Below are 24,188 nucleotides of genomic sequence, written 5' to 3'. Positions count from 1 at the left end.
CGTGCACACGCTTCTTCGCCGTTGTCGGTCGTGGAATCCTTCCCGCCGCCGGGCCGAAGCGCCTGCCGCCGACCCGCTCCTCTCCGTTTTGTGATGCGCTGATTACGTGCACACGCTTCTTCGCCGTTGTCGGTCGTGGAATCCCTTCCCGCCGGCGGCCCCCCCCCTTACCCGGTTATTTGGGCAGATTTCGGCTGGCCGCGATGATCTCGGCCATGGCAAAGTCTTCGGGATAGTCGATGTCCAGTCCCTCGATGCGGTCCACGACAGCCATGTAGGGGCGTTCGCCGATGCGGCGCCCGTGTTCGCGCCACAACTCACGCGAAAAGATGAAGAAGGCGCTGGTTTCGATGTAAACCGGTTCGATGGTCTGCGTGCGGGGAATGTTGTTGAGGGCGTAGTTGAGCGGCCTGCCCCCGAACCAGGCGAAGGTCTGCAGTTTCTCGGCGCTGAATGCCGAGTCGTATGCTCCCGAGCGGACTTTTCCGAGCGCCTCGGCCAGGGTCGCAGCACGGATGAACGGCGACGTGGCGTGGGCGAGGATGTAGAGGTCGGCCTCGACCTGGGCGGTGAAGCTGTCGTAAATCTCCCGTCCGAGTGTCATGTCGCTGTCGAGCGACGGATCGCGGAGCAGCAGCCTGACCCCTTCGGGCAGCAGGGAGCGAATGCCTTCGTCGCTGCAGAAGACATAGACTTCGTCGATGGCCTCCACGGCGGTCAGCGTTTTCAGAATGTGACACATCAGCGGCGATCCGTCCAGCGGCCGGAGGTTCTTGCCTGCGACGCGCTGGCTGTTGAGCCGAATGGGAACGAATGCGACGGTTTTCATAGCGTTTGATAATGGGTAAACGGGTTCGCGGCGACACCTTGCCGCCTGCGGCATGCGACACGGCGCTCCGTGCGGGGAGTCCGTAGCGAACCGGATCTGCTTCCCCGGCGCGATGACGCGGAGGCGGCCTTCGGTGCCGCGGAACAGGACTGAAGGTTCGACCGGCCGCTCATTGTACCAGAAGATTGCATCCCCGGATGTCCGAATGGTCGATGCGGCCTTCGACGACGAACATCCCGTCCGCCCCGACGCGTCCCACGTCCTGTGTCTGGATGAAGGCGCAGGACCACCAGTTGGCCAGGTCGGCGATGTTCAGCCCGCCGCGTGTGCCGGCCGGGAGCAGGTCGAACGGGTCGTTGACGTCGCGCGCCGTGACGCGCATCCAGCCCGGGCAGCGGAACAGATTGCCTCCCTGCGAATAGGCCTGCGAGGAGAGCTCGGCCATGCCGTATTCCGAATGAATTTCCCCGACTCCGAAGGCGTCGCAGAGGATCCGGTGAAATTCCTCTTTCGGAATCTCCTCGCGGTAACCCTTCATGCCGCCCGTCTCCATCACCACCGTATTGCGGAGCTTCGGGGCATACCGCTCCGCGAGGTCCCACAGCGCATAGCTTACGCCCAGCAGGATTTTCGGCTTCGGGTCCCGCTCCATCGCCGCCAGCAGGGCGTCGTGGTCGTCGAGGAAGAAGCCGCCCGACCCGCAGTCGGCCAACAGCCTGTCGGCCATGTAGACCAGCGACGAACCCTTGCGGCGCAGGTAGTTGGGCAGCAGGGCGTAGAGACTTAGCCCGGCGGGGTCGCCGTAGAAGGTGCGGAATGCCGTGCGGAATGCCTGCTCGTAGAGCGCCAGCGAACACATCGGATGGCGCGAGGGCGTCATTCCGGTTGTGGCTGAGGAGGTGAAGACCGCCTCGGGGGGCGTCTCTGCGCAGTAGATCGTGTGCGTCTTGAACAGTTCGATGGGCAGGTAGGGAATCTTTTCCGGCATGTCGACGCGCTCGGCCCGGACTCCGATCCGGTCGAGGTATTCGCGGTAGGGGGCGCAGTCGCGGGCCTGACGGCGGAATAGCTCCAGCGCCGCGGTGTCGAACGACGCTCCGTCCGCAATGCGGAATATGTCGTCGGGGGTGATCATTGCCTGCAAAGTTACCAAAAAAACCGCCGATTCCCAAACCGAATCGTGCCGGTTTCTGCCCGGCTTCGCTTTGGCATAAACACAAAAACAACCCCTGCGGTCCGAACTGCTTCGTTCCGCAGGCGTTGTTTTCGCATCTGTGCCTTCGGCATTCGCGTTGCCTTTGTCCTGTCTTTATTTCTTGACTTTGGGTGCGAGCATCATGTTCATCTTCTTGCCGTCGAGCTTCGGCATCATCTCCACCTTGGCAAACTCTTCGAGGTCGGTGGCAAAGCGCAGCAGCAGGATTTCGCCCTGCTCCTTGAAGACGATCGAACGTCCGCGGAAGAAGACGTAGGCCTTGACCTTGGCCCCCTCCTTGAGGAAATTCTGCGCGTGCTTGAGCTTGAAGTTGTAGTCGTGGTCGTCGGTCTGCGGGCCGAATCGGATCTCCTTGACGACGACTTTGGTCTGGTTTGCCTTCAGCTCCTTGGCCTTCTTTTTCTGCTGGTAGAGGAACTTCTGGTAGTCGGCGATGCGGCATACGGGCGGCTCGGCCTTGGGCGAGATCTCGATCAGGTCGAGTTCCATCTCGTCCGCCAGACGCAGCGCGTCGCGGATCGGCATCACCTGCGGCTGGGGGATGTTGTCGCCCACCAGGCGCACTTCTGGAACCGTGATCTGCTCGTTGATGCGGTGGGGGTTCTCCTTTTCGGGCGGTCTGCGTCCGAAGCGGGGATTGTTGCCTGTTGCCGGTTTTGGTCTGTTATTCCCGGGGGTAAACGGCCTCGGCGGGAATGGTTTCGGTGCTGCGATAGTTGTACGTATTAAAATGGTTAATTATAAAGTGTCTTGTTATGGGGGCGGGAGGAAAACCTCCCTCCCCCGGTTATTCCATACCTATTTCTTTTCGAGCTTGTTGGCCTCGATCTCCTCCTTGACCAGTCCGGCGATGAAGTCGCGGAATGCCTCCAGGGACATCTGGCCCTTGTCTCCTTCGCCCTGTGCGCGGACGGAAACCAGCTCTTCGGCCTCTTCCTTCTCGCCGACGATCAGCAGATAAGGGATGCGCTTGAGTTCGTTGTCGCGGATCTTGCGGCCGATTTTCTCGTTGCGGTCGTCGACCTCGGTGCGCACATCGCTGCGGTTGAGGTACTCGGCCACTTTCAGGGCATAGTCGTTGAACTTCTCCGAAATGGGGAGTACCACGACCTGCTGGGGCGAGAGCCACAGCGGGAACTTGCCGCCCGTATGCTCCAACAATACTGCCACAAAACGCTCCATCGAGCCGAACGGTGCGCGGTGAATCATGATCGGGCGGTGGAGACGGTCATCGGCGCCCTTGTACGTGAGGTCGAACCGCTCCGGGAGGTTGTAGTCCACCTGGATCGTTCCCAGCTGCCACTTGCGGCCGATGGCGTCCTTGACCATGAAGTCGAGCTTCGGGCCGTAGAAGGCCGCTTCGCCCAGTTCCACGACCGTCGTGAGTCCTTTTTCCTTGGCGGCCTGCATGATGGCCGACTCGGCCTTCTCCCAGTTTTCGTCCGACCCGATGTATTTCTCCTTGTTGTTCGGGTCGCGCAGCGAAATCTGAGCGGTGTAGTTGTCGAACTTCAGCGTCTTGAAGATATAGAGCACGATGTCGATCACGCGTTCGAACTCCTCCAGGAGTTGATCCGGACGCACGAACAGGTGGGCGTCGTCCTGCGTGAATCCACGCACGCGGGTCAGTCCGTGCAGCTCGCCCGACTGTTCGTAGCGGTAGACCGTTCCGAACTCCGCCAGGCGCACGGGCAGCTCCTTGTACGAACGGGGCTTCGACCGGTAGATTTCGCAGTGGTGGGGGCAGTTCATCGGCTTGAGCAGGTATTCCTCGCCCTCGATCGGGGTGTGGATCGGCTGGAACGAGTCCTTGCCGTACTTGGCGTAGTGGCCCGAGGTGACGTAGAGCTCCTTGTTGCCGATGTGCGGCGTGATCACCTGCTGGTATCCGTACTCCTTCTGCACGCCCCGCAGGAACTGCTCCAGACGGTCGCGCAGTGCGGCGCCCTTGGGCAGCCACAACGGCAGACCCTGACCCACGCGCTGCGAGAAGGTGAACAGCTCGAGGTCCTTGCCCAGCTTACGGTGGTCGCGTTTCTTGGCCTCCTCCATCATCGCGAGATACTCGTCGAGCATCGACTTCTTGGGGAACGAAATGCCGTAGATACGGGTCAGCATCTTGTTCTTCTCGTTGCCGCGCCAGTAGGCCCCGGCCACGGACGTAAGTTTCAGCGCCTTGATATATCCCGTGTTGGGGATGTGCGGACCCCGGCAGAGGTCCGTGAAAGCGCCGTTGGTATAGAAGGAGATGGTGCCGTCCTCGAGGTCCGTGATCAGCTCGACCTTGTACTGGTCCCCCTTCTCGGTGAAGGTCTTCAGCGCTTCGGCCTTGGGGACCTCGCGGCGGAGCAGGGCCTCCTTGTTGCGGGACAGCTCCACCATCTTGTTTTCGATCGTCGACAGGTCGGCTTCGGTGATGGGTGTCGGAGCGTCGACGTCGTAGTAGAAACCGTTTTCGATGGCCGGTCCGATGCCGAACTTGATGCCCGGATAGAGAGCTTCGAGCGCCTCAGCCAGCAGGTGCGAGGAGGTGTGCCAGAAGGCGTGTTTACCCTCTTCGTCGTCCCATTTGTAGAATTTGACCGAAGCGTCCTCTTCGATCGGGCGCGTCATGTCGACCGTTGCGCCGTTTACCGCGGCCGCGAGCGAGTCAGCAGCTAAACGAGGGCTGATGCTCTCTGCGATCTGATACGCAGTAGTCCCCTTGGCATATTCGCGTACGGAGCCGTCGGGAAAAGTGATTTTGATCATTTTGTTGTATAAATTAAGTTTTCGGGGCCTTCGGCGCTTCCACAATTACGAGACGGAATACGCCTCCGGTTTGCCCGGTGTTCCGGTTTGTTTTTTAATCCTCCTTTTCGGTCTGGGGCAGGTCCTTGACCGATACGTCGCGTCCGCCGCGGTCCCGTTCGGCGCGTTGCAGCGGATTGCGTGTCCATTGGGCCCATGCGCGGCGACGCTCCGCGATGTCGATGGCCGCATAAATCGCGTTGCGCATCGACTGCGGATCGGCCTTGTCCTTTCCGGCGATGTCGAAGGCCGTGCCGTGGTCGGGCGAGGTCCTCACGGCCGAGAGCCCCGCCGTGAAGTTCACGCCGTCGGGCGACAGGGTCTTGAACGGCGCAAGTCCCTGGTCGTGATACATGGCGAGTATGCCGTCGTATTTGGCGTATCCGCCCCCGGCGAACAGCCCGTCGGCGGCAAACGGCCCGAAGGCCAGCACGCCTTTCGAGAACGCCTCGACAATGGCCGGCCGGATGATCTCCTGCTCCTCGTGCCCCAGCAGTCCGCCGTCTCCGGCGTGGGGGTTGAGGGCCATGACGGCGATGCGCGGCTCGACGATGCCGAAGTCCTCGATGAGCGCGCGGCGCAGTGTGTCGAGGTCGTGCACGATCCGCTCCCTGGTGATGTTGCGGGCGATCTCCGAGACGGGGATGTGCTTGGTGACCAGCCCCACGCGGAGCTCCTCGCTGCACAGGATCATCATGGCTTCGCCTTCGAGCTCTGCGGCCAGGTATTCGGTGTGGCCCGTGTAGCGGAAGTCCTCCGCCTGCACGGTCTCCTTGTCGAAGGGCGCGGTCACGAGAGCGTCGAGATGGCCCGCCTTCAGGTCGCGCATGGCCGTGTGCAGGGCCTCTACGGCCGCACGTCCGGCTTCGGGAGTCGGCTTTCCCGGAGTGATTCCGGCGCTTTCCCCGCAAGCCACGAGGTTCGTCTTTCCGCGGCGGGCCTCGGCGGCCGATGCCACGGGGTTGAAGGAGAACGCTTCGATCTCTGCGATGGTATCACGGTAATAGGCCGCGGCTTTGGGCGATCCGTAGACGACGGGGGTGAACAACTCCGTCATCCGCGGGTCGGCGAGCGCCTTGAGAATGATCTCCCAGCCGATGCCGTTCGTGTCGCCCTGCGTGATGCCTATTTTGAATTTGGTTTCCGGCATAATCAATTTTATTTCAACTTACAAAGTTATAAAATATTCAGAATACACAATGCCTCGGATTTGATTAAAATGAATTTTTGCCCCGCTTTGCGACGGAAGAGCTGTTTTTCCCGATCCTTGAGGGGCCGGTCCGTGCGGATTGCCGCTGTTTTTGGGGCGGGGAGCACCGGCTTCCGGACGGCCGGACAGCGACCGCTCCCGGCTGACGGAGCGAATTGGGACGCGGCCTCCGCTCTCTCCCGACAGGGTCTTTTGCCACCCGCCGGCGCCTTCACGGCTGTATCCTCGCTTGCCGCAAGCCTCCGCGGCACATCCTTGCATGCCGCAAGCCTTCGCCGCCCTACTCTTTCGGATGCTGCCTACCTTCGCATATCCTTGCATGCCGCATGCCGTCTGCCTCCGCATGCTTCCGCCGCGGCACATCCTTGCATGCCGCAAGCCTTCGCCGCCCTACTCTTTCGGATGCCGCCCACCTTCGCACATCCTTGCATGCCGTCTGCCCCCGCACGCTTCCGCCGCGGCAGCATGCCTTATCCCCCCTGCGCCCCGGCCTTGGGGCAACCCTGCCGTGCGATTCCGAAGCGCTCCCGCAGGGCTTTATTTCCCGGCTTTTGCGCCAGCTTGACGGCGGAATTCGGCGCAGACGATGCCCGTGGCCATGGCGACGTTCAGCGATTCCGACCCCCTGCGGTCGGCCGGCCAGGGCGGGATGAAGAGCTTCTGCGTGACGGTGCGGGCCACGGCGTCGGTGATTCCGCGCCCTTCGTTTCCCATCACGACGATGCCCGCCGGCTTCAGCTCGGTTTGGTAGATGTTCTCCCCCTCGAGAAAGGTCCCGCAGACGGGAAGTCCCTGCGCGGCGGCCTTCGCAAGCAGCGCCGGCAGATCGGTGTAGTGTACCCGGACGCGCAGGATCGCCCCCATCGTGGCCTGTACGACCTTGGGGTTGAAACAGTCGGCCGAGCCCTCGGAGCAGACGATGTCCGTGATTCCGAACCAGTCGGCCAGCCGGATGATCGTGCCCAGATTGCCGGGGTTCTGCACATCGTCGAGGGCCAGCGTCAGCCGTCCCTGCAGCCGCTCCGGCTTCAGGGCGCAGTGCGGGATTTCGACCAGCGCCAGCGAGTTGTTCGGGGTCTTGAGCAGCGAGAGCCGCTCCATGTCGCGCGGGGTGACGGTCTCGACCTCGGGACCGCTGAAAACCCCCTCCAGCGAGAATATCCTGCGTACGGAGAGGTGCGACGCGCGCAGTTCGCTGATGAGTTTCTCCCCTTCGGCGACGAAAAGTCCGTGCTCCGTGCGGCCGCGTTTGTCGGCCAGTGCGCGGACGAGTTGTATGTCGGCTTTTGTCATCGTTGTTTTTCGATGGTGTAGGTGGTTCCTTCAATCGCCGGGTAACTTTCGGCAAAGAGCGCCCGCGTCTCCTCGACCAGCGGCATTTCGTCCTTGTAGCGCGACGAGTAGTGCCCGATCACGAGCCGTTTGGCGCCCGCCTTCAGGGCGGCTTTCGCTGCGTCCGTCGTGGTCGAGTGGCCGCGGTCTTTGGCGCTCCGCTGTTCGGTGGCGGCATAGGTCGCCTCGTGATACATCAGATCGACGCCCCGGCACAGCCCCGCGGCCTTGGCCGAGAAGTTCGTGTCCGAAAGGTAGGCATACGAGCGCGGCGCATGGGGGCGGTAGGTCAGCTCCTCATTGGGGATCACCTCGCCCGTCTCCAGCCATATCTCCTCGCCCCGCTTGGCGGCGGTGATCTGTGCGATGGAAAGTCCGTATTTGGCGATCTTGAACTTTTCGACGTTCAGCGGCGGCTCCTTTTCGCGGAACAGAAATCCGGCGCACGGCACACGGTGGCGCAGGGGGATGCTCCACACCTCGAGGGTGCGGTTCTCCAGCAGCAGGGCATGCTTGGTGGTGTCCACCTCGCACCACGAGACGGTGTAGGGCAGCTCCGAGTCGAAATACCGGAGGTGACAGTCCAGGATCTCGCCGAAGGGTGCCGGGGCGAAGACCTTCAGCGGGGTCTTGCGGCCGTATAGCGCCAGCGTCGAGATGAGCGGAAAGAGCCCGAAGACATGGTCTCCGTGGAGATGCGAGATGAATACGGCCCGGATTTTCAGCGGGTTGATTCCGTAACGCACCAGCTGCTGCTGCACACCCTCGCCGGCATCCACGAGGTAATACTGTTCGTGGATGTTGACCGCTTGCGCCGAGGGGTGGCGGTCGATGGTCGGCTTCGCGGAGGAAGAGCCCAATATGGTAACCGAGAAACTCAATTTGTCTGTTTTTTGTCTGTTCGTTATGTGTTGTCCTTCTCGCCGGAAGCCGGTCGGCCGTCAGGATACCCCGGAATCCGGGGCCTCTTCAGCCTCTTCGGGCTCTGCTGCCGGCGTTGCTTTTTGCGTGTGCGCCCGCCGCGGTGATCGGGGTGTGGGCGGAGACGAAATCCTCTTCTCCCTCGCCTTCCCCGCGTCCTCCCGGCCGCTCCGTGCGATGCGGGGCCGCATCCCCTCCGGCAAAGCGCCGAAGGGGATCGCCTCGCAGTCGTCCTATTTCAGCAGGAACCGCTCGCAGTCCAGTGCGGCGATGCATCCCGACGCTGCCGCCGTGATGGCCTGACGGTAGTGGGGATCCTTCACGTCTCCGGCGGCGAAGACGCCCTCGATGTTGGTCTTCGACGTTCCCGGCTCGACCTTGATGTAGCCTTCGGCGTCGAGCTGCAGCTGGTCGGCGAAAAGCTCCGTGTTGGGGTGATGGCCGATCGCCAGGAAGAATCCCGCGATGTCGATCTGCGTTTCCGAGCCGTCGTTTTTGCGCAGCAGGGCCCCCGTCACGCCCGACTCGTCGCCCAGCACCTCGGCGGTGTTGTGCTCGAACAGCACCTCGATGTTCGGTGTGTTGAACACCCGCTCCTGCATCGCCTTCGAGGCACGCAGGAAGGGCTTGCGCACGATCAGGTAGACCTTGCGGCAGAGCGATGCGAGGTAGGTGGCCTCTTCGCAGGCCGTGTCGCCGCCGCCGACCACGGCCACGTCCTTGCGGCGGTAGAAGAATCCGTCGCATGTGGCGCAGGCGCTGACGCCCTGTCCGCGGAATTTGGTCTCGGACGGCAGACCGAGATACTTGGCCGTGGCTCCCGTGGCTATGATCAGCGTTTCGGCCTTGATCTCCTTCTCGCCGTCGATCACGATGTGGAACGGACGCGACGAGAGGTCCGCGCGCGTGACGTTGCCCGTGCGGATGTCGGCGCCGAAGCGCTCGGCCTGCTTACGCATCAGCCCCATCAGGTCGGGACCGCTCACGCTGTCGGGGTGTCCCGGGAAATTCTCGACGTCGGTTGTCGTCGTCAGCTGTCCTCCCGGTTCGAGTCCTTCGTAAAGCACCGGCTTGAGGTTGGCGCGCGAGGCGTAGATGGCGGCGGTGTACCCTGCGGGGCCGCTGCCGATGATCAGTACTCTTACTTGTTCTTCCATGGTATCTGTTGTTATTGGTTTGTTTCACTCGTTCCGGGGGCTTCGAATTCCGTCAGACGTTGCCCCAGGTAGTCGAATTCCGCTCAACGGCCGTCTTTTCGCACCCGGACGATGCTTTCGGCCGGCACATAGTCGACGATCTCATACTGGGGCGGGATGACGTAATGCCCCTGACGGTCGATCAGCCCCATCCCCGTGGGGGGCTCGATCTCGGCGCGCCCTTCGCGGAAATCCCCGGCCCAGATGTACTGCGCCCGGATTACGGGGTTGTTCTCCGTGTCTACGAATCCGAATCCCTCGTCGTCCTCGACACAGACCAGCCCTTCGAAGACGTGGCTCGTCCAGCGGTGACCCGTCGGGCGGCGGTGCGGGGCATAGACGGCCTCCGTGTCGCCGACACACATCGGGTCGGCCGTCCGGCGAACCTGCTCGCGCAGGACCTCGAAGGCCGCGCCGTCTCCCGAAGGGCCGAAATGCGCGTCGTGGTAGCGCAGCGGCACGAACCCTCCGCCTGACCAGCGCAGGTTCTCGGCCCGGAGGTTGTTGTGCGAGAAGTTCAGCTCCCGCAGTGCCGTTTCGAGGTCGTCGAGTGCCGCGAGCAGCCGCTCGGCGGGTTGCGTGTGGAGTGCTTCGGCAAACGGTTTTCCCGCGGGGAGGAGTTGAAGCACCAGGTCGAACCGGTGCTGACGGCCTTCCGGGTCCGTACACCGCAGTTCGTCCCTCAGGATACGGTACTCGGCGAGACGGTCGGTGTTGAGGCGTCCGAGTTGCGAGGCTGTCCGTTCCACCGAGGCCAGTGCGGCGGGCGAGAGCGGCATCGAGAGCAGCCATTGGCGGTCGTTCCACGCGATTTCGGCCTCGACGAACCGCGTCGTGCGCATGAGCCGCGGCAGGCGGTCGGCCCCGGTTGCCGCCCGGGCCTCGGCGAGGGTTCCGAACGAGAGGTCGGGTGTTAGCAGCGCCCGGGTGAAGAGTTGCAGCGTCGGTGTCATCTCTATTCGGTTTTTACGCTGATGGATCCGATGTTGAGCATCGTGATCAGTTCCTCGGCCGAGGCGTTGAAGCTCATGCCGCGGAACGGCGGCAGGGCGCCGGGGCCTTTGGCCTGACGGATCGCCTGTTCGAAGACCTCGGGCATGGGGCTCGAGCACTCGTAGAGCAGCGCGGCATAGCGGTTGGGATACGAGGCCTCTTCGGCCGAGGGGAAGAATACGGTGTACGGCGAGTCGCCCGCGGCGATGTGGATGTTCACCAGCAGCACGTTGCCGTCGGCCGTGCAGATCGATTTGAGTTGTCCGGCCACGGCGCTCAGTTCGGCGTCGTCGCAGTCGGTGGCCTCTCCGTCGGTGATGTTGAAGACGATCGGCGGGAAACTTTCGCTATGTGCCGGGTCGGCGCACCATGCCGCTGCGATGTCGCGCACGCGGCGCAGGGCTTCGCTCATCGGGGTCTGTCCGGCAGCCAGGGGCTCGACCCATGTCGGGCAGGGGATTTCGCGCAGGGAGATGCTTCCGTCGGGCAACCGGTATTCGACGGTTTCGGTCTTTATCGGAGGCTCTCCGGCGGCCAGCTCCGTCACGGAGATCAGCTCCCTGCCTCCCGGCAGCAGGGAGTATACCTCGTTGTCGCCCGAGTATCCGATCACGGCGATGTCGTAGTAGTCCCTCACGCCGTCGCTGCGGCGGGCGCGTTCGATCAGTTCGAACAGCAAGCCGTTCGTTATGGCGGCCACGGCTTCGGCCTTGGTCATCTGCCGGCCGCGGAACCTGATTTTTTCGGCCATCGACCCCGAGCCGTCGATCGCGATGATGAAGGCGGTGCGATGGGTGCGTGTAATGCTCTGCGTATACATGTTGCGTCGTATGTTCTTCTATTTCAGCCCGCGGACCGCGTAGTAGTCTTCGCGTCGCTCCTCCTCGCTCGTTGCGTCGAGACCGTAGCTGACGGCCATGTTGAGCGACTGGTCGCGGTCGCGGTCGGCGTCGGTCGTCCGGCGCATCGAGGCGTGGGCGTTGCTTCCCGCGGCGACTGCCTCGGCTATTTCGTCGGCGGTAGGCGTGTGCCCGAGCAGGGCGGCGTAAATCTGTTTGGCCCAGCTGTGGGCATAGTCGTCGTAGTGGACGGCGAAGCTCCGGAAACGGTTGTCCACGGCCTCGGTCGTGGTCAGTTCGCCGCTGTCCACGGCCGCGAGGATCGCCTCGGTCTCACGGCGGGTGATGTACTGCCCGCCCACATCGAGCCACTGCCCGTCGCCGCTGTGGTGCGGATTCGGGCTCCCTTTGGAGAGCATTGCGCCCAACGCCGCCACGATGGCCTTGTTGTAGAACTTGATCCCCCGTTGCAGGGCCGCCGAGCGGATCAGGGTCTTGTTGTGGGTGAACACCGTGGCGTCGGGGTCCTGCTCCTGGAGTGTGTGGAGGATGTCCACGGCCTGGAGCATGGCGCCCGTGACGTAGGGGTTGTACTCCTCGAAACTGATCACGTCGCGCTTGACGGTGCGTCGGTCGCGGGCGGGCCACTTCTCGATGTCGCGCACGGCGCCGAAACTGGTGAGGTTGGCTCCCGGCATGAGGTGCGAACGTCCCTCCTTCTCGATCAGATAGGAGTAGGGGAAGGCCGAGGTGTCGTGGTGGTGGGAGTGGTGCCCCATGACCATCGTGAAGGCCCCTTCGAGTGCGGGCGACATGATGTAGGCGCTGCTGGCGAACTTGCAGCCGCGCAGATGTACCGACTGATGCACGGCTCCGCTCTTGAAGAGATGGTTGCTCTGGTTCGATCCGCTGCCGGCGTTGAAGAACGAGAACATGCCGGCGATCAGCAGCGACGATTTGTGGTGTGAGACGGTGTAGGGCCCCGCGAATATCGAGGCGGCCTCGCCGTTTTCGCAGTGCGAGTTGGCGAAGAACAGCGACTCTGCGGCCGTGAATCCCTTGTCCAGCCGGCAGCTTTCGCCGACGAAGCAGCGTTCGACGGTCGCTCCGTTGTCGATGAGCGACCCTTCGGCGGCGATCAGGTCGTAGGCCTTGACGTCCACGCCGATGTGCACGCCGTCGCAGAGCGTTGCATTTTGGAGGACCGAGGCGCCGTCGATTACGACTCCGTTGCCGATGCGGACCTCGCGGATGAAGCGCGCCCCGACGATGCGGCAGTTGCTCCCCACCTGCCCGATCTCCGACGAGCGCTCTTCGGCCTGGTCGCCGATCATTTTTTCGAGTGCGGCGATGGTCTGCGGACGGTGGCGGTAAACGGCCATGATGTAGGCGACCTGTGCCGACATCCGCTCGCTGATCTTCACCGTGCGTCCGCCGCATTCGTTCATCGTGGCCACACCCGTGCCGTTGCCGAAGGCCGAGCGGTGGCGGCATTCGAGGGCCGTGACTCCTTCCACGAACGAACCTTCCCCGATGCGGTAGTTGGCCACGCGCGAACGGACGATGCGGGCCCCGGCACCGATCTCTACGGCTCCTTCCAGGCGGCTCTGCATCAGCTGCGATGGCTTGAAGTCGCTTGAAACCAACACCTTCGACCAGTCCTCGGCCGAATTGCCGAGGGCTTCGAGGGCGGCGGTCTCCGCGGCGGTCAATTTTCTGAATGAAACCATTGATTGTGGGGTTATTTAGATGCAAATATAACAAATTGCATTTAAATTTCATGAACCCGCTCCGCGAACTCCTCTTTTCGTCCGACCGCGGCGCACCGGGGGGCTTTGCACGGGATGCGGCGACATGCCTGCGGCGACCGGCTGCCGCGAAGCGGATTTTGGCCGAAAGCGCCGGTCCGGCCCCGCTCTGCCGCCCCGACTTACGGCCGTCGGAACGTTTCCAGCGGATGGGCGATCTCCTGCCGCTCGCCGTTGCACACGACCTGTGCCTTTCCGTCGCGGAACGGCTTCACCGCCTCGCAGCCCGGACAGCTCAGCCGCGTACACCCCGCCGTGTCGATGTAGTGCCACGTGTTGCCGAGCTGAACTGCAGCCAGCCCCTCGGTGAAGTCGAAGCCGTTGTCGTAGAGCGGCGCGATGACGACGCGTTCTGCCGTGCGGTAGCCCCAGAGGCCGTTTTCGACGAATAGCTCGGGCGTCTCATCCTCCGTCCCGCCCTGTCCGGCACTGGTTTCCCGTACCGCCTCGGCGAGCAGCTCCGCAAGGCCGAAGAGCCGCGGGGTGGGCGCCGTGAGCAGCTGCGCAATGCGGTAGCGGACAGCCATGCCGCGACGCTTGAACAGCGCGAGCGTCTCCCGGTAGGCCCGATCGGAGGCAATCCGCTGGGGCGTGTAGAGCAATCCGTCGGAACTTTCGCAACGTTCCCGGAGTGCAGGATCTTCAGCCAGCGCGTGCAGCGCCGTCGCGATCAGCGCCGCAGGGTAGTCGTCGATCCGTTCGTCGAAGTCTAAGGCCGTGCGGGCCGGATGCTGGTAGGCCGCCGTTCCCAGCTCGGGGCTGCTCTCCCCGGCGAAGGCGGGCAGGTACGAGGCGTCGAGGTCGATCGGATGCAGGGTGCCGTCCCGGGCGACGATGATGTTTTCGGGTTTCAGATCCCCGTGGGCGCAGTCGTCCGTGACCAGGTCCAGGGCCAGCCGGTCGAACTGCCGGCCGAGATCCTGCAGTCGCCCGCGGTCCCTGTGTTCGGCGGCTTGCATCGCGGCTTCGTACAGGGTGGAGCCTTCGATCCAGTCGCCGATGACCGCATCGGCCCAAATCCCGGTTTCGGGCGAGGTGTGCAGGTATAGCTCCTTTTCGAGAAGCCGTTCGCCGTAGATTTCCTTCAGGTGGCGCATCGGGCGCAGGTAGCAGCGCAGCGTGCGGATGCGTCCGTCGCGGCGGATACGGAATACGGCGGCGGAATTGCCGATGCTGAAGCAGGGGCGTCCCTGTTCGTCACGGCACACGTCGATTTCGCCCAGCGTGCGGGTTAGACCGCGCGAGTCGTGAAGGGTCAGCAGGTATTGGCGGAGGGTAAACACGTTGCGAAAATCGGATTTTTGATGTCGCCCGATTCTTCGGAGCCGGTGCAAGTTACGAAAAACCACGAAAAAAACCGGACCCGAAGGCCCGGTTTTTTCGTGGAATGGGCGCCGTCCGCCCGAAAGCACAATGCCTGTCCGCAATCGCTTCGCCGCGCGGCAGTTCCGCAGACAGGCCTCTTGCGCCTGTTAGTGGCAATTGCAGTGTCCGTCGTGGTCGCCGCAGCCTTCGCCGCAACCATCGCCACAGCCTTCGCCGCAGTCGCCGCACGAACATCCGCCCTGCAGATCCTCGGGCGTCACGTCGCGCACCGAAACCACCTCCACTTCGAAGTTGAGCGTCTTGCCCGCCATCGGGTGGTTGAAGTCCATCTTCACGGTCGATTCGCCGACCTGCTTGACGATGCCCATCATGCGGTTGCCCTGGGCGTCGCTCATCGGCACCTGGCTGCCCTCGAAGAGGATGTCCTCGGCGAGCTTGCCGTCGACCATGAATATCTCTTTCGGCAGGTCGACGATCGCATCGGCGATCACTTCGCCGTAGCCGTCCTTGGCCTCGAGCGTGAACGCAACCGATTCGCCGACCTCCTTGCCGAGGATGGCCTCCTCGAATTTGGGGAGCAGCATGCCCGTTCCGAAGATGAATTCGAGCGGCTGGCCCGGACGCGACTGGTCCGCGATCTGTCCGTCGACGGTGAGCTTGTAGTCTACGCCGACCATTTTGTTGTTTTCTACTTTCATGTTGAATCGTGTTATGTATTAAGTTTTTCCGTTTTGTTGCTGCCGTATCCGTCGCCGCCGGCGGTTGTGTCCGTTGCCGCCTCCTGCCGTGCCTGTTCCTGCCGGCCGCTGTGTCCGTTGCCGCTGGCGGTGTTTGCAAGCCCGCCCAATCCCCTCTTCGGGGCGATACTTCGCGTGCGGCCGCCGAGTCCTCGGAGGACTTGTCCCCTCCCTCTCGCTTGTCCGCAGTCGCTTTCTCCCTATTCGCGGCTGTCTTCTCTCAGCCCGCAGTTGCCTCCTTGCGGCCCCCCCCCCGGTTGCCTCCCTGCTGTCTGCAGTTGTCTCTTTGCCCCCCCCCGGTTGCCTTTTCGCTGAGACAAAGGCTCCTTAGGTCGCCAAAGGTACGCACTTCGGGGCGAGTTGCCAAATAATCGCAGGAAATAATCGTGCCGCAATCCGTAAAACGGCGGCAATTTCGCATTGCCGCCGTTTTTTTCGGGTTGTCGCCGCTGCCTTATTCGCAGTTGCGGCAGCAGAGGTTGCGGTCGCCGTAGCCGTTGTCGATCTTCGAGACATAGGGGAAGAACTTCGCCTCGCCGATCCATGCGAGCGGGAATGCCGCCTGCTCGCGCGAGTAGGGGTGTTCCCAGGCTCCGGCCAACTCCCGGGCCGTGTGGGGCGCGTTCACCACGACGTTGTCCGCCTGCCCGACGGCCGCCTCGCATTCGCGCTTGATGGCTATGAGTGCCTCGATGAAGCGGTCCATTTCCTCTTTGGGCTCCGACTCGGTCGGCTCGACCATCAGCGTCTCGTGCACGGGGAACGAGAGCGTCGGGGCGTGGAAGCCGTAGTCCATCAGCCGGTGGGCGATATCGCCGCAGTCGATGTTGTAATCCTTCTTGAAGGACGTGAGGTCGAGGATCATCTCGTGACCCACGCGTCCCGTCTCGCCCGAATAGTAGGTGCGGTACTCCGCGGCCAGTGCCGCCGACATGTAGTTGGCGTTGACGATGGCCATTTCGGTGGCTTTGCGCAGTCCCTTGGCCCCCAGCATTTTGATGTAGCCGTAGGTGATCGGGAAGAGCAGCGCCGAACCCCACGGGGCCGAAGCTACGGCCGTGATGCCCTCGTCGCCGCCTGTGGCGACGACCGGATGCGACGGCAGGAAGGCCCGCAGGTGCTCGGCGACGCAGATTGGGCCTACGCCCGGGCCGCCGCCGCCGTGAGGCATGGCGAAGGTTTTGTGGAGGTTGAGGTGGCAGACGTCGGCCCCGATGTAGCCGGGGTTGGTCAGCCCCACCTGTGCGTTCATGTTCGCGCCGTCCATGTAGACCTGCCCGCCGGCGTCGTGGACGGCATCCACGATCTCGCGGATGCGGCTCTCGAAGACGCCGTGCGTCGAGGGATAGGTGACCATCAGGCCGCACAGCTCCGATGCGTACTCTTTGGCCTTGGCTTCGAGGTCGGCGACGTCGATGTTGCCGTTGGCGTCGCATGCCACCGTCACGATCTTCATGCCGGCCATGGCCGCCGACGCGGGGTTCGTGCCGTGGGCCGATGCAGGGATCAGCACCACGTTGCGGTAGCCCTGCCCGCGGCTCTGGTGGTAGGCGCGGATGACCATCAGCCCCGTGTATTCGCCCGCTGCGCCCGAATTGGGTTGCAGGGAGCAGGCTGCGAAGCCGGTGATCGTTGCCAGATCCTGTTCCAGACCGGCGATCAGGTCCATATAGCCCTTGGCCTGGTCGGCCGGGGCGAAGGGGTGCATGTTCTGGAAGCCGGCCAGCGACAGGGGCTGCATGAGCGCCGCGGCGTTGAGCTTCATGGTGCACGAACCTAAAGAGATCATTGAATTGGCCAGCGAGATGTCCCTCAATTCCAGTTTCTTGATGTAGCGCATCAGGGCGCTTTCCGAGCGGTAGGAGTTGAATACGGGCTCCTGCAGATAGGACGACTGGCGGCGCAGGGCAGCTGGAACACAACTTTCGGTGACGGCCTTTACGGCCTTGGTTTTCTTGCCTTTGGCTGCGGCGAAGATGCCCACGACGGTCTCGATCTCCGAAGCGGAGGTCACCTCGTCGAACGACATGCGCACGCGCCCTTCGGACGGGTAGTAGAAGTTGATGCCCTGCTCGAGCGCCAGCGACTGCACGACGGCGGCTTCGGCCTCGACTTCGAGCGTGTCGAAGAAATCCTTCGATGCGAGGCGGTAGTCCATCGCCTCGAGCGCGCGGGCTACGGTGGCGGCGGCCAGGTGGGCGGTTTCAGCCGCGCGGCGCAGCCCTTCGGGGCCGTTGTAGACGCAGTAGAAGCCCGTCATCGAGGCCATCAGGGCCGAGGCGGTGCAGATGTTCGACGTGGCGCGCTCGCGCTTGATGTGCTGCTCGCGCATCTGCAAGGCCATGCGCAGCGCCTTGTTGCCCAGGCGGTCGACCGAGACGCCGATGATGCGGCCCGGCATGTTGCGCTTGAACGCCTCGCGGGTGGTCATGTAGCCCGCGGCGGGACCTCCGAAGCCCATCGGCGTGCCGAGGCGCTGCGCCGAACCGACGGCGATGTCGGCTCCCCATTCGCCCGGGGCCTTCAGGAGCGCCAGCGACAGCAGGTCGGCGGCGACCGTTACGAGCGCACCCTTGGCGTGTGCCGCGGCCGTGAAGTCCGCGTAGTCGCGCACCCGGCCGTCGGCGGCCGGATACTGCACGATGGCGCCGAACTCCCGTCCCGTAAATTCATATTCGTCGTAGTCGTCGACAATCAGTTCGATGCCGAAGGGTTCGCTGCGCGTGAGCAGTACGTCGAGCGTCTGCGGGAAGAGGTTGCGGTCGACGAAGAACTGGTTGCGCCCCTCGCGGACGGCTTCGCGCGAACGCAGGGAAAACATCATCGCCATCGCTTCGGCGGCGGCCGTGCCCTCGTCCAGCAGCGAGCAGTTGCCGATCTCCATGCCCGTGAGCGAGATCACGGCAGTCTGGAAGTTCAGCAGCGCCTCGAGGCGGCCCTGCGAAATCTCGGCCTGATAGGGCGTGTAGGAGGTGTACCAGGCGGGGTTCTCGAAGATGTTGCGCGTCACGGCGGCCGGAACGGCCGAGGGGTAGTAGCCCATGCCGATGAACGAGCGGTAGGGCTGGTTGCGGTCGGCAAGGTCGCGGATGTGCGCCGCGAATTCGTATTCGCTCATTCCCTCGGCGGGCAGTGCGAGCGGTTTGCGGAGCCGGATGGATTGGGGAATCACCTGCGAAATGAGTTCGTCGACGGATTGCACGCCGATCACATCGAGCATGGCTTTCAGGTCTTTTTCGTTGCTGACGCCGATATGGCGTTCGGAAAATTGATCGAACATGGAACGGTATGTTTTTTTATTGACTGTATGCGCTTTTTATATCGGTTTTTTATCCCGGCCGAGAGCTCCCGCCCTCGGGACGGAAGCCTGCATCGCTGCCCAGTCGCTTGCTTCGGGGCTATGCTTCGGGACTCCTTCACTCCGGGCTCTTCTCACTCCGGGGCCTCCCTTGCTCCGGCCCTCCTCACTTCGGGCCCCTCGCTTCGGGCGGGGCGGAGGAGCGTGGGGTGCGCCGACACGCAAAGGTAAAATAAAAGAAACGGACGCACAAAATATTCTGCGCTTAATATTGAAAACTGCTGCCGCCGATGAATTCGCGCAGAATCGAGGTGGGTGGAATTTCGTCGGGGGCGATGGGGATGAAGTTGTCGAGGAACTTGAGCATGCGTCGTGCCTCGTCGTACTCGGGGACCGTGTCGGGGACCTCGCGGAGGATCTTCTCGGCGAAGGGCCGCAGTACCGAGATCTCGTAGAACAGCGACGAATTGAGCATGATGTCGGCGTTCTCCTGGTAGGGGAAGATGTGTTTCTCCTCGCCGCGGCGCACCGAGGCCCAGCGCGAAAGCGTCGCCAGGGCGTCGGCCCCGCGCTGGCGGTAGTCGCGCGTCAGGCGCCGCAGCAGGCGGTTGTCCGTGGTGGCGATGCGCGAGAGGTTGTCCATCGCCACGGACGTGAAGCACGAGATGTAGATGCGGAACTTCTGCGAGTCGGGGATCGAGGGCGTGAGGCGCGGATTCAGGCCGTGGATGCCCTCGATGATGAGGATCGAACGCTCGTCGAGCGTCAGCGGCGCGTTGTGCCACGTGCGCCGCCCCGTGATGAAGTCGTAGCGCGGGATGTCGACGCTCTCGCCCCGGATCAGGCGCGTCAGGTGGTCGTTGAACAGTGCCAGGTCGATGGCTTCGAGCGCCTCGTAGTCGTAGTTGCCGTCGGCGTCCTTCGGGGTTTTCTCGCGGTCGACGAAGTAGTCGTCGAGCGAGATCAGCACCGGATTCAGTCCCAGTACCCCCAGTTGGATGCCCAGCCGTTTGGCCGAGGTGGTCTTGCCGCTGCTGGAAGGTCCCGAGATCAGCACCATGCGGGTGCCCCGCGAAAGAAGGGCGTCGTAGATGGTGTCGGCCACCCAGGCGAACTTGCGTTCGTGGAAGGCTTCGGCCAGTTTGATCAGGCCGCCGCCGTCGCCCGCGAGCACCTTCGAATTGACGTCGCCGACGGTGGGGACGCCCATGATCCGGACCCACGACTGGTATTCCTGGAAGATGCTGAACATCTTCTCCTGGTGGACGTTGCGGTGAAGCGTGTCGGGCGAGGTGCGCAGCGGGAGGGCCAGGTAGAAGCCGTTGTAGTAGGGTTCGATGTCGAAGAGCGGGACGTAGCCCGTCGAGGGGGCCAGCGAGCCGTAGAAGTAACCCGCCGTGTCGTCGAGCGTGTAGAGCTGGCTGTAAAGCCGCGGACGGGTGTCCAGCAGCGCGATCTTGTCGGTGAATCCCTCCTCGGCATAGCGCGCCCGGACCTCGGAGGTGAGCATGCGCTGGCGCGTGATGGGCAGGTTGCGGGCGGAGAGTTCCCGCATGCGGTCGCGCAGCTGCGCCGCCTCGGCGGGGGTGAACTCGTCGATGCCGTCGATCTCGCAGTAGAACCCGCTCTGGCCCATCGAGTGGCGGATGTGGAGCGTCTGGTCCGGGTAGAGGTCCTTGACGGCCTTCTGCAGCAGGAACCAGGCCGTGCGCTGGTAGACGCGGATGCCGGCGAAGGAGGTGATGTCGACGAAGCGGATCGTTGCCGGGGCGTATATTCTGTAGCTCAGCTCCCGGAGGCTGTTGTTGACGAAGGCTGCGAGGAAGGGATGAAGGCCCGGCGTGAGGTGTGTGGCAACCTCTTCCAGCGGGGTCCCCATAGGGACCTCCAGTTCGCCGACGCCGTTTTCGCAAATGATTTTGACTGTATTGTTCATGGAAAAGTTTTTACACTGTCGGTTTGTAAAGATAGAAATTATTTATATTTTTGGCAAAACTTCATCCATAAAGAAAAACAATGACGACGAATATGAAAAGATTATTCCGCACAAGTCTGATTCTCCTGGCGGCCGCCGCTGTGGCCTGCACGCCCCGCGAACGGACGCTCGTGCTGCTCTCGACGAACGACATGCACGCCAAAATTCAGAATTTCCCCCGGCTGGCTACGGCCGTCGAGGCGTGTCGCGACACGGCGCAGATGGTGGTGCTGGTCGATGCCGGAGACTGCTGGACCGGGAATGCCTATGTGGACATGGCCGCTACGCCCGGCATGCCGATGATCGCGCTGATGAACCGGATCGGATACGATGTGGCGACGTTGGGCAACCACGAGTTCGACCACGGGCAGGCGTTTCTGGGGAGCATGATCGACAGCATGGCGTTTGAGGAGATTTGTGCCAACGTGGTGAGCGACACCTGCTCGTTTCCGCAGCTGCCTCCCTATGTCGTGCTGGAGAAGGACGGCATCCGCATCGGTATTGTCGGGGTGGTGACCAACTACGAAGGCCCGGGGCATCCGGCGGGCAATGCGTCGAGTTTCCAGGGGCTGGAATTCCCCGATCCGCAGGCCATGGCGATGAAGTATGCCGCCGAACTGCGCCCGAAGGTCGACCTGCTGGTGCTCCTGTCGCACATGGGCGACGACCGCGATGCGGAGCTGCTTGGCAAGGAGACCCGGTTTGATGTGGTGATCGGCGGGCATACGCATGAGGAGATCGACTCGCTGATCAACGGCTCGCTCCTGACGCAGACCGGGAAATACCTCAGAAACGTGGGCGTTACGACGGTGCGATTCCGCGGCAGGGAGATCGAAGACATTGATTTCCGCCTCGTGCCGCTGGACGGATATGCGCCCGATGCGTCGTATCAGGCCGAGGTGGATCGTTGCTATGCCTCCCCCGAGCTGAACAAGCCGGTCGGGGAGTTTGCCGCGACGGCCGACAAGTGGGGGCTGGCCAACTGGATGGCTGCGGCGGTGGCCGACGAGGCCGAGACCGACATCGGACTTTACCACATCGGCGGCGTGCGTCTCGATTCGATCCCGGCAGGCGGCATCGGAGTGGCCCGGCTGTACGATCTGGAGCCGTTCGGAACCCGGATTGCCCGGATGCGGATGACGCCGGAAGAGATGCGCCGGATGATCGTTTCGAAGTACAACGACGAGGAGAACCGCAAGGAGGCGCATCAGATCGACCTGATCGCGACGACGCCCTATGTCATCGTGACCGACGACGCGGACAAGGCCGTCGACGTGCTTTTCCCGAAGTTGCGCGAAGGAAAGGTGTACGAGGTGGCGGTCAGCGACTATGTTTTCCGGAATTACAGGGACCTGAGCTATACCGACGGGGAGATCACGGAAAAGACGGTCGCCGGCGTGCTGCGCGAAGAGCTGCAGGAGGACGGCCCGCTGACCCCGGACAACAAGCCGCGGCAGGAGATTCGGAGAAGATAGTCTCCCGCGCCGGATTCCGGCCGTTGCACGGTTGGGCGGAGGCTTGTGTCGGGAACCCGCCGGGCGGCAGGCTCCGGAGCAAATAAACCGCTGATTTTTTGCAGATTCGCTGAAAAACACTACCTTTGTAACCCTCGCTCGTGCGTCGATGATGCCTGAGTGAGGGTTATGACTTTAAATATTAATCAATTAACGAGCGATTGGATCGCAAAAATTTCCACAAATGGAAGAAGTAAAGAATGTAGTCGCAAACGAAAATTTCGACTGGAACGCTTTTGAAAACGACCTGGGCGTATACGACCAGGACAAGGCTCAGATCACCGAGGCCTACGACAAGACGCTTTCGAACGTCAACGTCGGCGAAGTGGTCGAAGGAACGGTGACGGGGGTCAACAAGCGTGAGGTTATCGTAAACGTCGGCTATAAGAGCGAGGGTATCATCCCCGTATCGGAGTTTCGCTACAACCCCGATCTGAAGGTTGGCGACAAGATCGAAGTCTACGTTGAGTCGGCTGAGGACAAGAACGGACAGCTGGCCCTTTCGCACAAGAAAGCCCGTCAGCTCAAGTCCTGGGATCGTGTCAACGAGGCTCTGGAGAAGGACGAAATCATCAAGGGCTACATCAAGTGCCGCACGAAGGGCGGTATGATCGTAGACGTGTTCGGAATCGAGGCATTCCTGCCCGGTTCGCAGATCGACGTGAAACCCATTCGCGACTACGATGTATATGTAGACAAGACCATGGAGTTCAAGGTCGTGAAGATCAACCAGGAGTTCCGCAACGTGGTCGTGTCGCACAAGGCTCTCATCGAGGCCGAACTCGAGGCTCAGAAGCAGGTCATCATGTCCAAGCTCGAGAAGGGACAGATCCTCGAGGGAACCGTCAAGAACATCACCTCCTACGGCGTATTCGTCGACCTGGGCGGTGTCGACGGTCTGATCCACATCACCGACCTCTCGTGGGGCCGTGTAAACCATCCCGAGGAGATCGTGGCTCTCGATCAGAAGATCAATGTCGTGATCCTCGACTTCGACGAGGCCAAGAAGCGCATCGCCCTGGGTCTCAAGCAGCTTACCCCGCATCCGTGGGAGGCTCTCGATCAGACGCTCAAGGTAGGAGACAAGGTGAAGGGCCGTGTGGTCGTGATGGCCGATTACGGTGCATTTGTCGAGATCGCTCCCGGTGTGGAGGGTCTGATCCATGTTTCGGAAATGTCGTGGAGCCAGCACCTGCGTTCGGCTCAGGAGTTCATGAAGGTCGGCGACGAAGTCGAGGCCGTTATCCTGACCCTCGACCGCGAGGAGCGCAAGATGTCGCTCGGCATCAAGCAGCTTACGCCCGATCCCTGGGAGAATATCGAGGTCAAGTATCCCGTCGGCACGAAGACCACGGCCAAGGTGCGTAACTTCACGAACTTCGGCGTATTCGTCGAGATCGAGGAGGGCATCGACGGTCTGATCCACATTTCGGACCTGAGCTGGACCAAGAAGGTGAAGCATCCCGGCGAATTCACGTCGGTAGGTGCCGACATCGAGGTCGTAGTGCTGGAGATCGACAAGGAAAACCGTCGCCTCTCGCTGGGACACAAGCAGCTGGAGGAGAATCCCTGGAATGAGTTCGAGAGCCAGTACTCGGTGGACAGCATCCTCGAGGGTACGATCTCCGAGATGACCGACAAGGGCGCTGTCGTTGCTCTGGACGAGAACATCGAGGGCTTCTGCCCCGCACGTCAGCTCGTGAAAGAGGACGGAACGACCCCGAAGGTGGGCGACAAGCTCAACTTCAAGATCCTGGAGTTCGCGAAGGCTACCAAGCGCATCACCCTGTCGCACCTGCGTACGTATGAGGAGGCAAAGCGTGCCGAAGTCGCTGCCGAGAAGGCCGAGAAGCGTGCCGCTGCCGACGCTACGAAGTCGACCGTGAAGAAGATCAACGCTTCGGTTGAGAAGACGACGCTCGGTGACATTGCCGGACTGGCTGCTTTGAAGAGCGCCATGGAGGCTGCCGAGGCCAAGTCGGCCAAGAAGGCTGCTGCCGAGAAGGAGGAGTAATTTCCGCTGAAGAGAGGACGGGGGGGGTAAGTCTCCCCGCATCCGATAGCCGGACGCCCGTACAGGAAACTGTGCGGGCGTCTTTTTGTGTGTCAGGGGGCAGGGGGAGTGGGACGATGTGCGGCCGGGACGGATGGGACGGATGGGACGGATGGGACGGATGGGACGGATGGGACGGATGGGACGGATG

At 62.5% G+C, this 24,188-nt stretch carries 17 protein-coding genes; 2 read left to right on the top strand and 15 right to left on the bottom strand.

What is annotated here, in order from left to right:
* Positions 1-175: 175 nt before the first annotated feature.
* The 15 genes from QZ460_RS09240 to QZ460_RS09170 form a co-directional block, all read right to left on the bottom strand.
* Positions 176-829: an NTP transferase domain-containing protein gene (locus QZ460_RS09240; protein WP_290541291.1), complete on the bottom strand. Its 654-nt coding sequence runs from the start codon at positions 827-829 to the stop codon at positions 176-178.
* A 169-nt stretch (positions 830-998) separates the two neighbouring features.
* Positions 999-1,964, bottom strand: a complete 966-nt coding sequence (locus tag QZ460_RS09235) for an acyltransferase (protein ID WP_290541290.1) — start codon at positions 1,962-1,964, stop codon at positions 999-1,001.
* A 174-nt stretch (positions 1,965-2,138) separates the two neighbouring features.
* On the bottom strand, positions 2,139-2,759 hold the full coding sequence (infC, locus tag QZ460_RS09230) for a translation initiation factor IF-3 (RefSeq protein ID WP_290541330.1): 621 nt from the start codon (positions 2,757-2,759) through the stop codon (positions 2,139-2,141).
* An 84-nt stretch (positions 2,760-2,843) separates the two neighbouring features.
* Positions 2,844-4,796, bottom strand: coding sequence for a threonine--tRNA ligase (gene thrS, locus QZ460_RS09225; protein ID WP_290541289.1), 1,953 nt, complete (start codon positions 4,794-4,796; stop codon positions 2,844-2,846).
* Positions 4,797-4,890: 94 nt separating this feature from the next.
* Positions 4,891-5,985 (bottom strand): 4-hydroxythreonine-4-phosphate dehydrogenase PdxA, encoded by a 1,095-nt coding sequence (pdxA, locus tag QZ460_RS09220; protein ID WP_290541288.1) that lies wholly within the window; start codon positions 5,983-5,985, stop codon positions 4,891-4,893.
* A 597-nt stretch (positions 5,986-6,582) separates the two neighbouring features.
* Complete coding sequence (locus tag QZ460_RS09215; protein ID WP_290541287.1) at positions 6,583-7,338, bottom strand: RNA methyltransferase; 756 nt, start codon at positions 7,336-7,338, stop codon at positions 6,583-6,585.
* The gene (locus tag QZ460_RS09210; RefSeq protein ID WP_290541286.1) at positions 7,335-8,258 is read right to left on the bottom strand and encodes a ribonuclease Z; all 924 of its coding nucleotides are present in this window, start codon (positions 8,256-8,258) and stop codon (positions 7,335-7,337) included. Before QZ460_RS09210 ends, QZ460_RS09215 begins: the two co-directional genes overlap by 4 nt.
* A 273-nt stretch (positions 8,259-8,531) precedes the next feature.
* Positions 8,532-9,455, bottom strand: coding sequence for a thioredoxin-disulfide reductase (trxB, locus tag QZ460_RS09205; RefSeq protein ID WP_290541285.1), 924 nt, complete (start codon positions 9,453-9,455; stop codon positions 8,532-8,534).
* Positions 9,456-9,538: 83 nt separating this feature from the next.
* Positions 9,539-10,447 carry a WG repeat-containing protein gene (locus QZ460_RS09200; protein ID WP_290541284.1) on the bottom strand — a complete coding sequence of 303 codons (909 nt, stop codon included), beginning with the start codon at positions 10,445-10,447 and terminating at the stop codon, positions 9,539-9,541.
* A gap of 2 nt (positions 10,448-10,449) precedes the next feature.
* Complete coding sequence (locus QZ460_RS09195) at positions 10,450-11,307, bottom strand: VWA domain-containing protein (RefSeq protein WP_290541283.1); 858 nt, start codon at positions 11,305-11,307, stop codon at positions 10,450-10,452.
* Positions 11,308-11,325: 18 nt separating this feature from the next.
* Entirely contained in the window at positions 11,326-13,056 is a 1,731-nt protein-coding gene (locus tag QZ460_RS09190) for a DUF4954 family protein (protein WP_290541282.1), read from the bottom strand.
* A 200-nt stretch (positions 13,057-13,256) separates the two neighbouring features.
* A complete protein-coding gene (locus QZ460_RS09185) occupies positions 13,257-14,417 on the bottom strand; it encodes a WG repeat-containing protein (protein WP_290541281.1) in 1,161 nt (386 codons plus the stop codon).
* 189 nt (positions 14,418-14,606) lie between these two features.
* On the bottom strand, positions 14,607-15,158 hold the full coding sequence (locus tag QZ460_RS09180) for a peptidylprolyl isomerase (RefSeq protein WP_290541280.1): 552 nt from the start codon (positions 15,156-15,158) through the stop codon (positions 14,607-14,609).
* Positions 15,159-15,651: 493 nt separating this feature from the next.
* A complete protein-coding gene (gcvP, locus tag QZ460_RS09175) occupies positions 15,652-18,477 on the bottom strand; it encodes an aminomethyl-transferring glycine dehydrogenase (protein ID WP_290541279.1) in 2,826 nt (941 codons plus the stop codon).
* A 283-nt stretch (positions 18,478-18,760) separates the two neighbouring features.
* A complete protein-coding gene (locus tag QZ460_RS09170) occupies positions 18,761-20,431 on the bottom strand; it encodes a nucleoside kinase (protein ID WP_290541278.1) in 1,671 nt (556 codons plus the stop codon).
* 92 nt (positions 20,432-20,523) lie between these two features.
* Here QZ460_RS09170 and QZ460_RS09165 point away from each other — a divergent pair, with 92 nt between their 5' ends.
* Together QZ460_RS09165 and rpsA are read left to right on the top strand one after the other, a co-directional pair.
* On the top strand, positions 20,524-21,945 hold the full coding sequence (locus QZ460_RS09165; protein WP_290541277.1) for a bifunctional UDP-sugar hydrolase/5'-nucleotidase: 1,422 nt from the start codon (positions 20,524-20,526) through the stop codon (positions 21,943-21,945).
* Between the two features lie 223 nt (positions 21,946-22,168).
* Entirely contained in the window at positions 22,169-23,998 is a 1,830-nt protein-coding gene (gene rpsA, locus QZ460_RS09160; RefSeq protein WP_290541276.1) for a 30S ribosomal protein S1, read from the top strand.
* Positions 23,999-24,188 lie beyond the last annotated feature (190 nt).

Source organism: Alistipes sp. (assembly GCF_020026455.1).
Lineage (GTDB): Bacteria > Bacteroidota > Bacteroidia > Bacteroidales > Rikenellaceae > Alistipes.
Note: the sequence above shows the minus strand (reverse complement) of the source record. Positions and strands in the feature narration are given on the sequence as shown.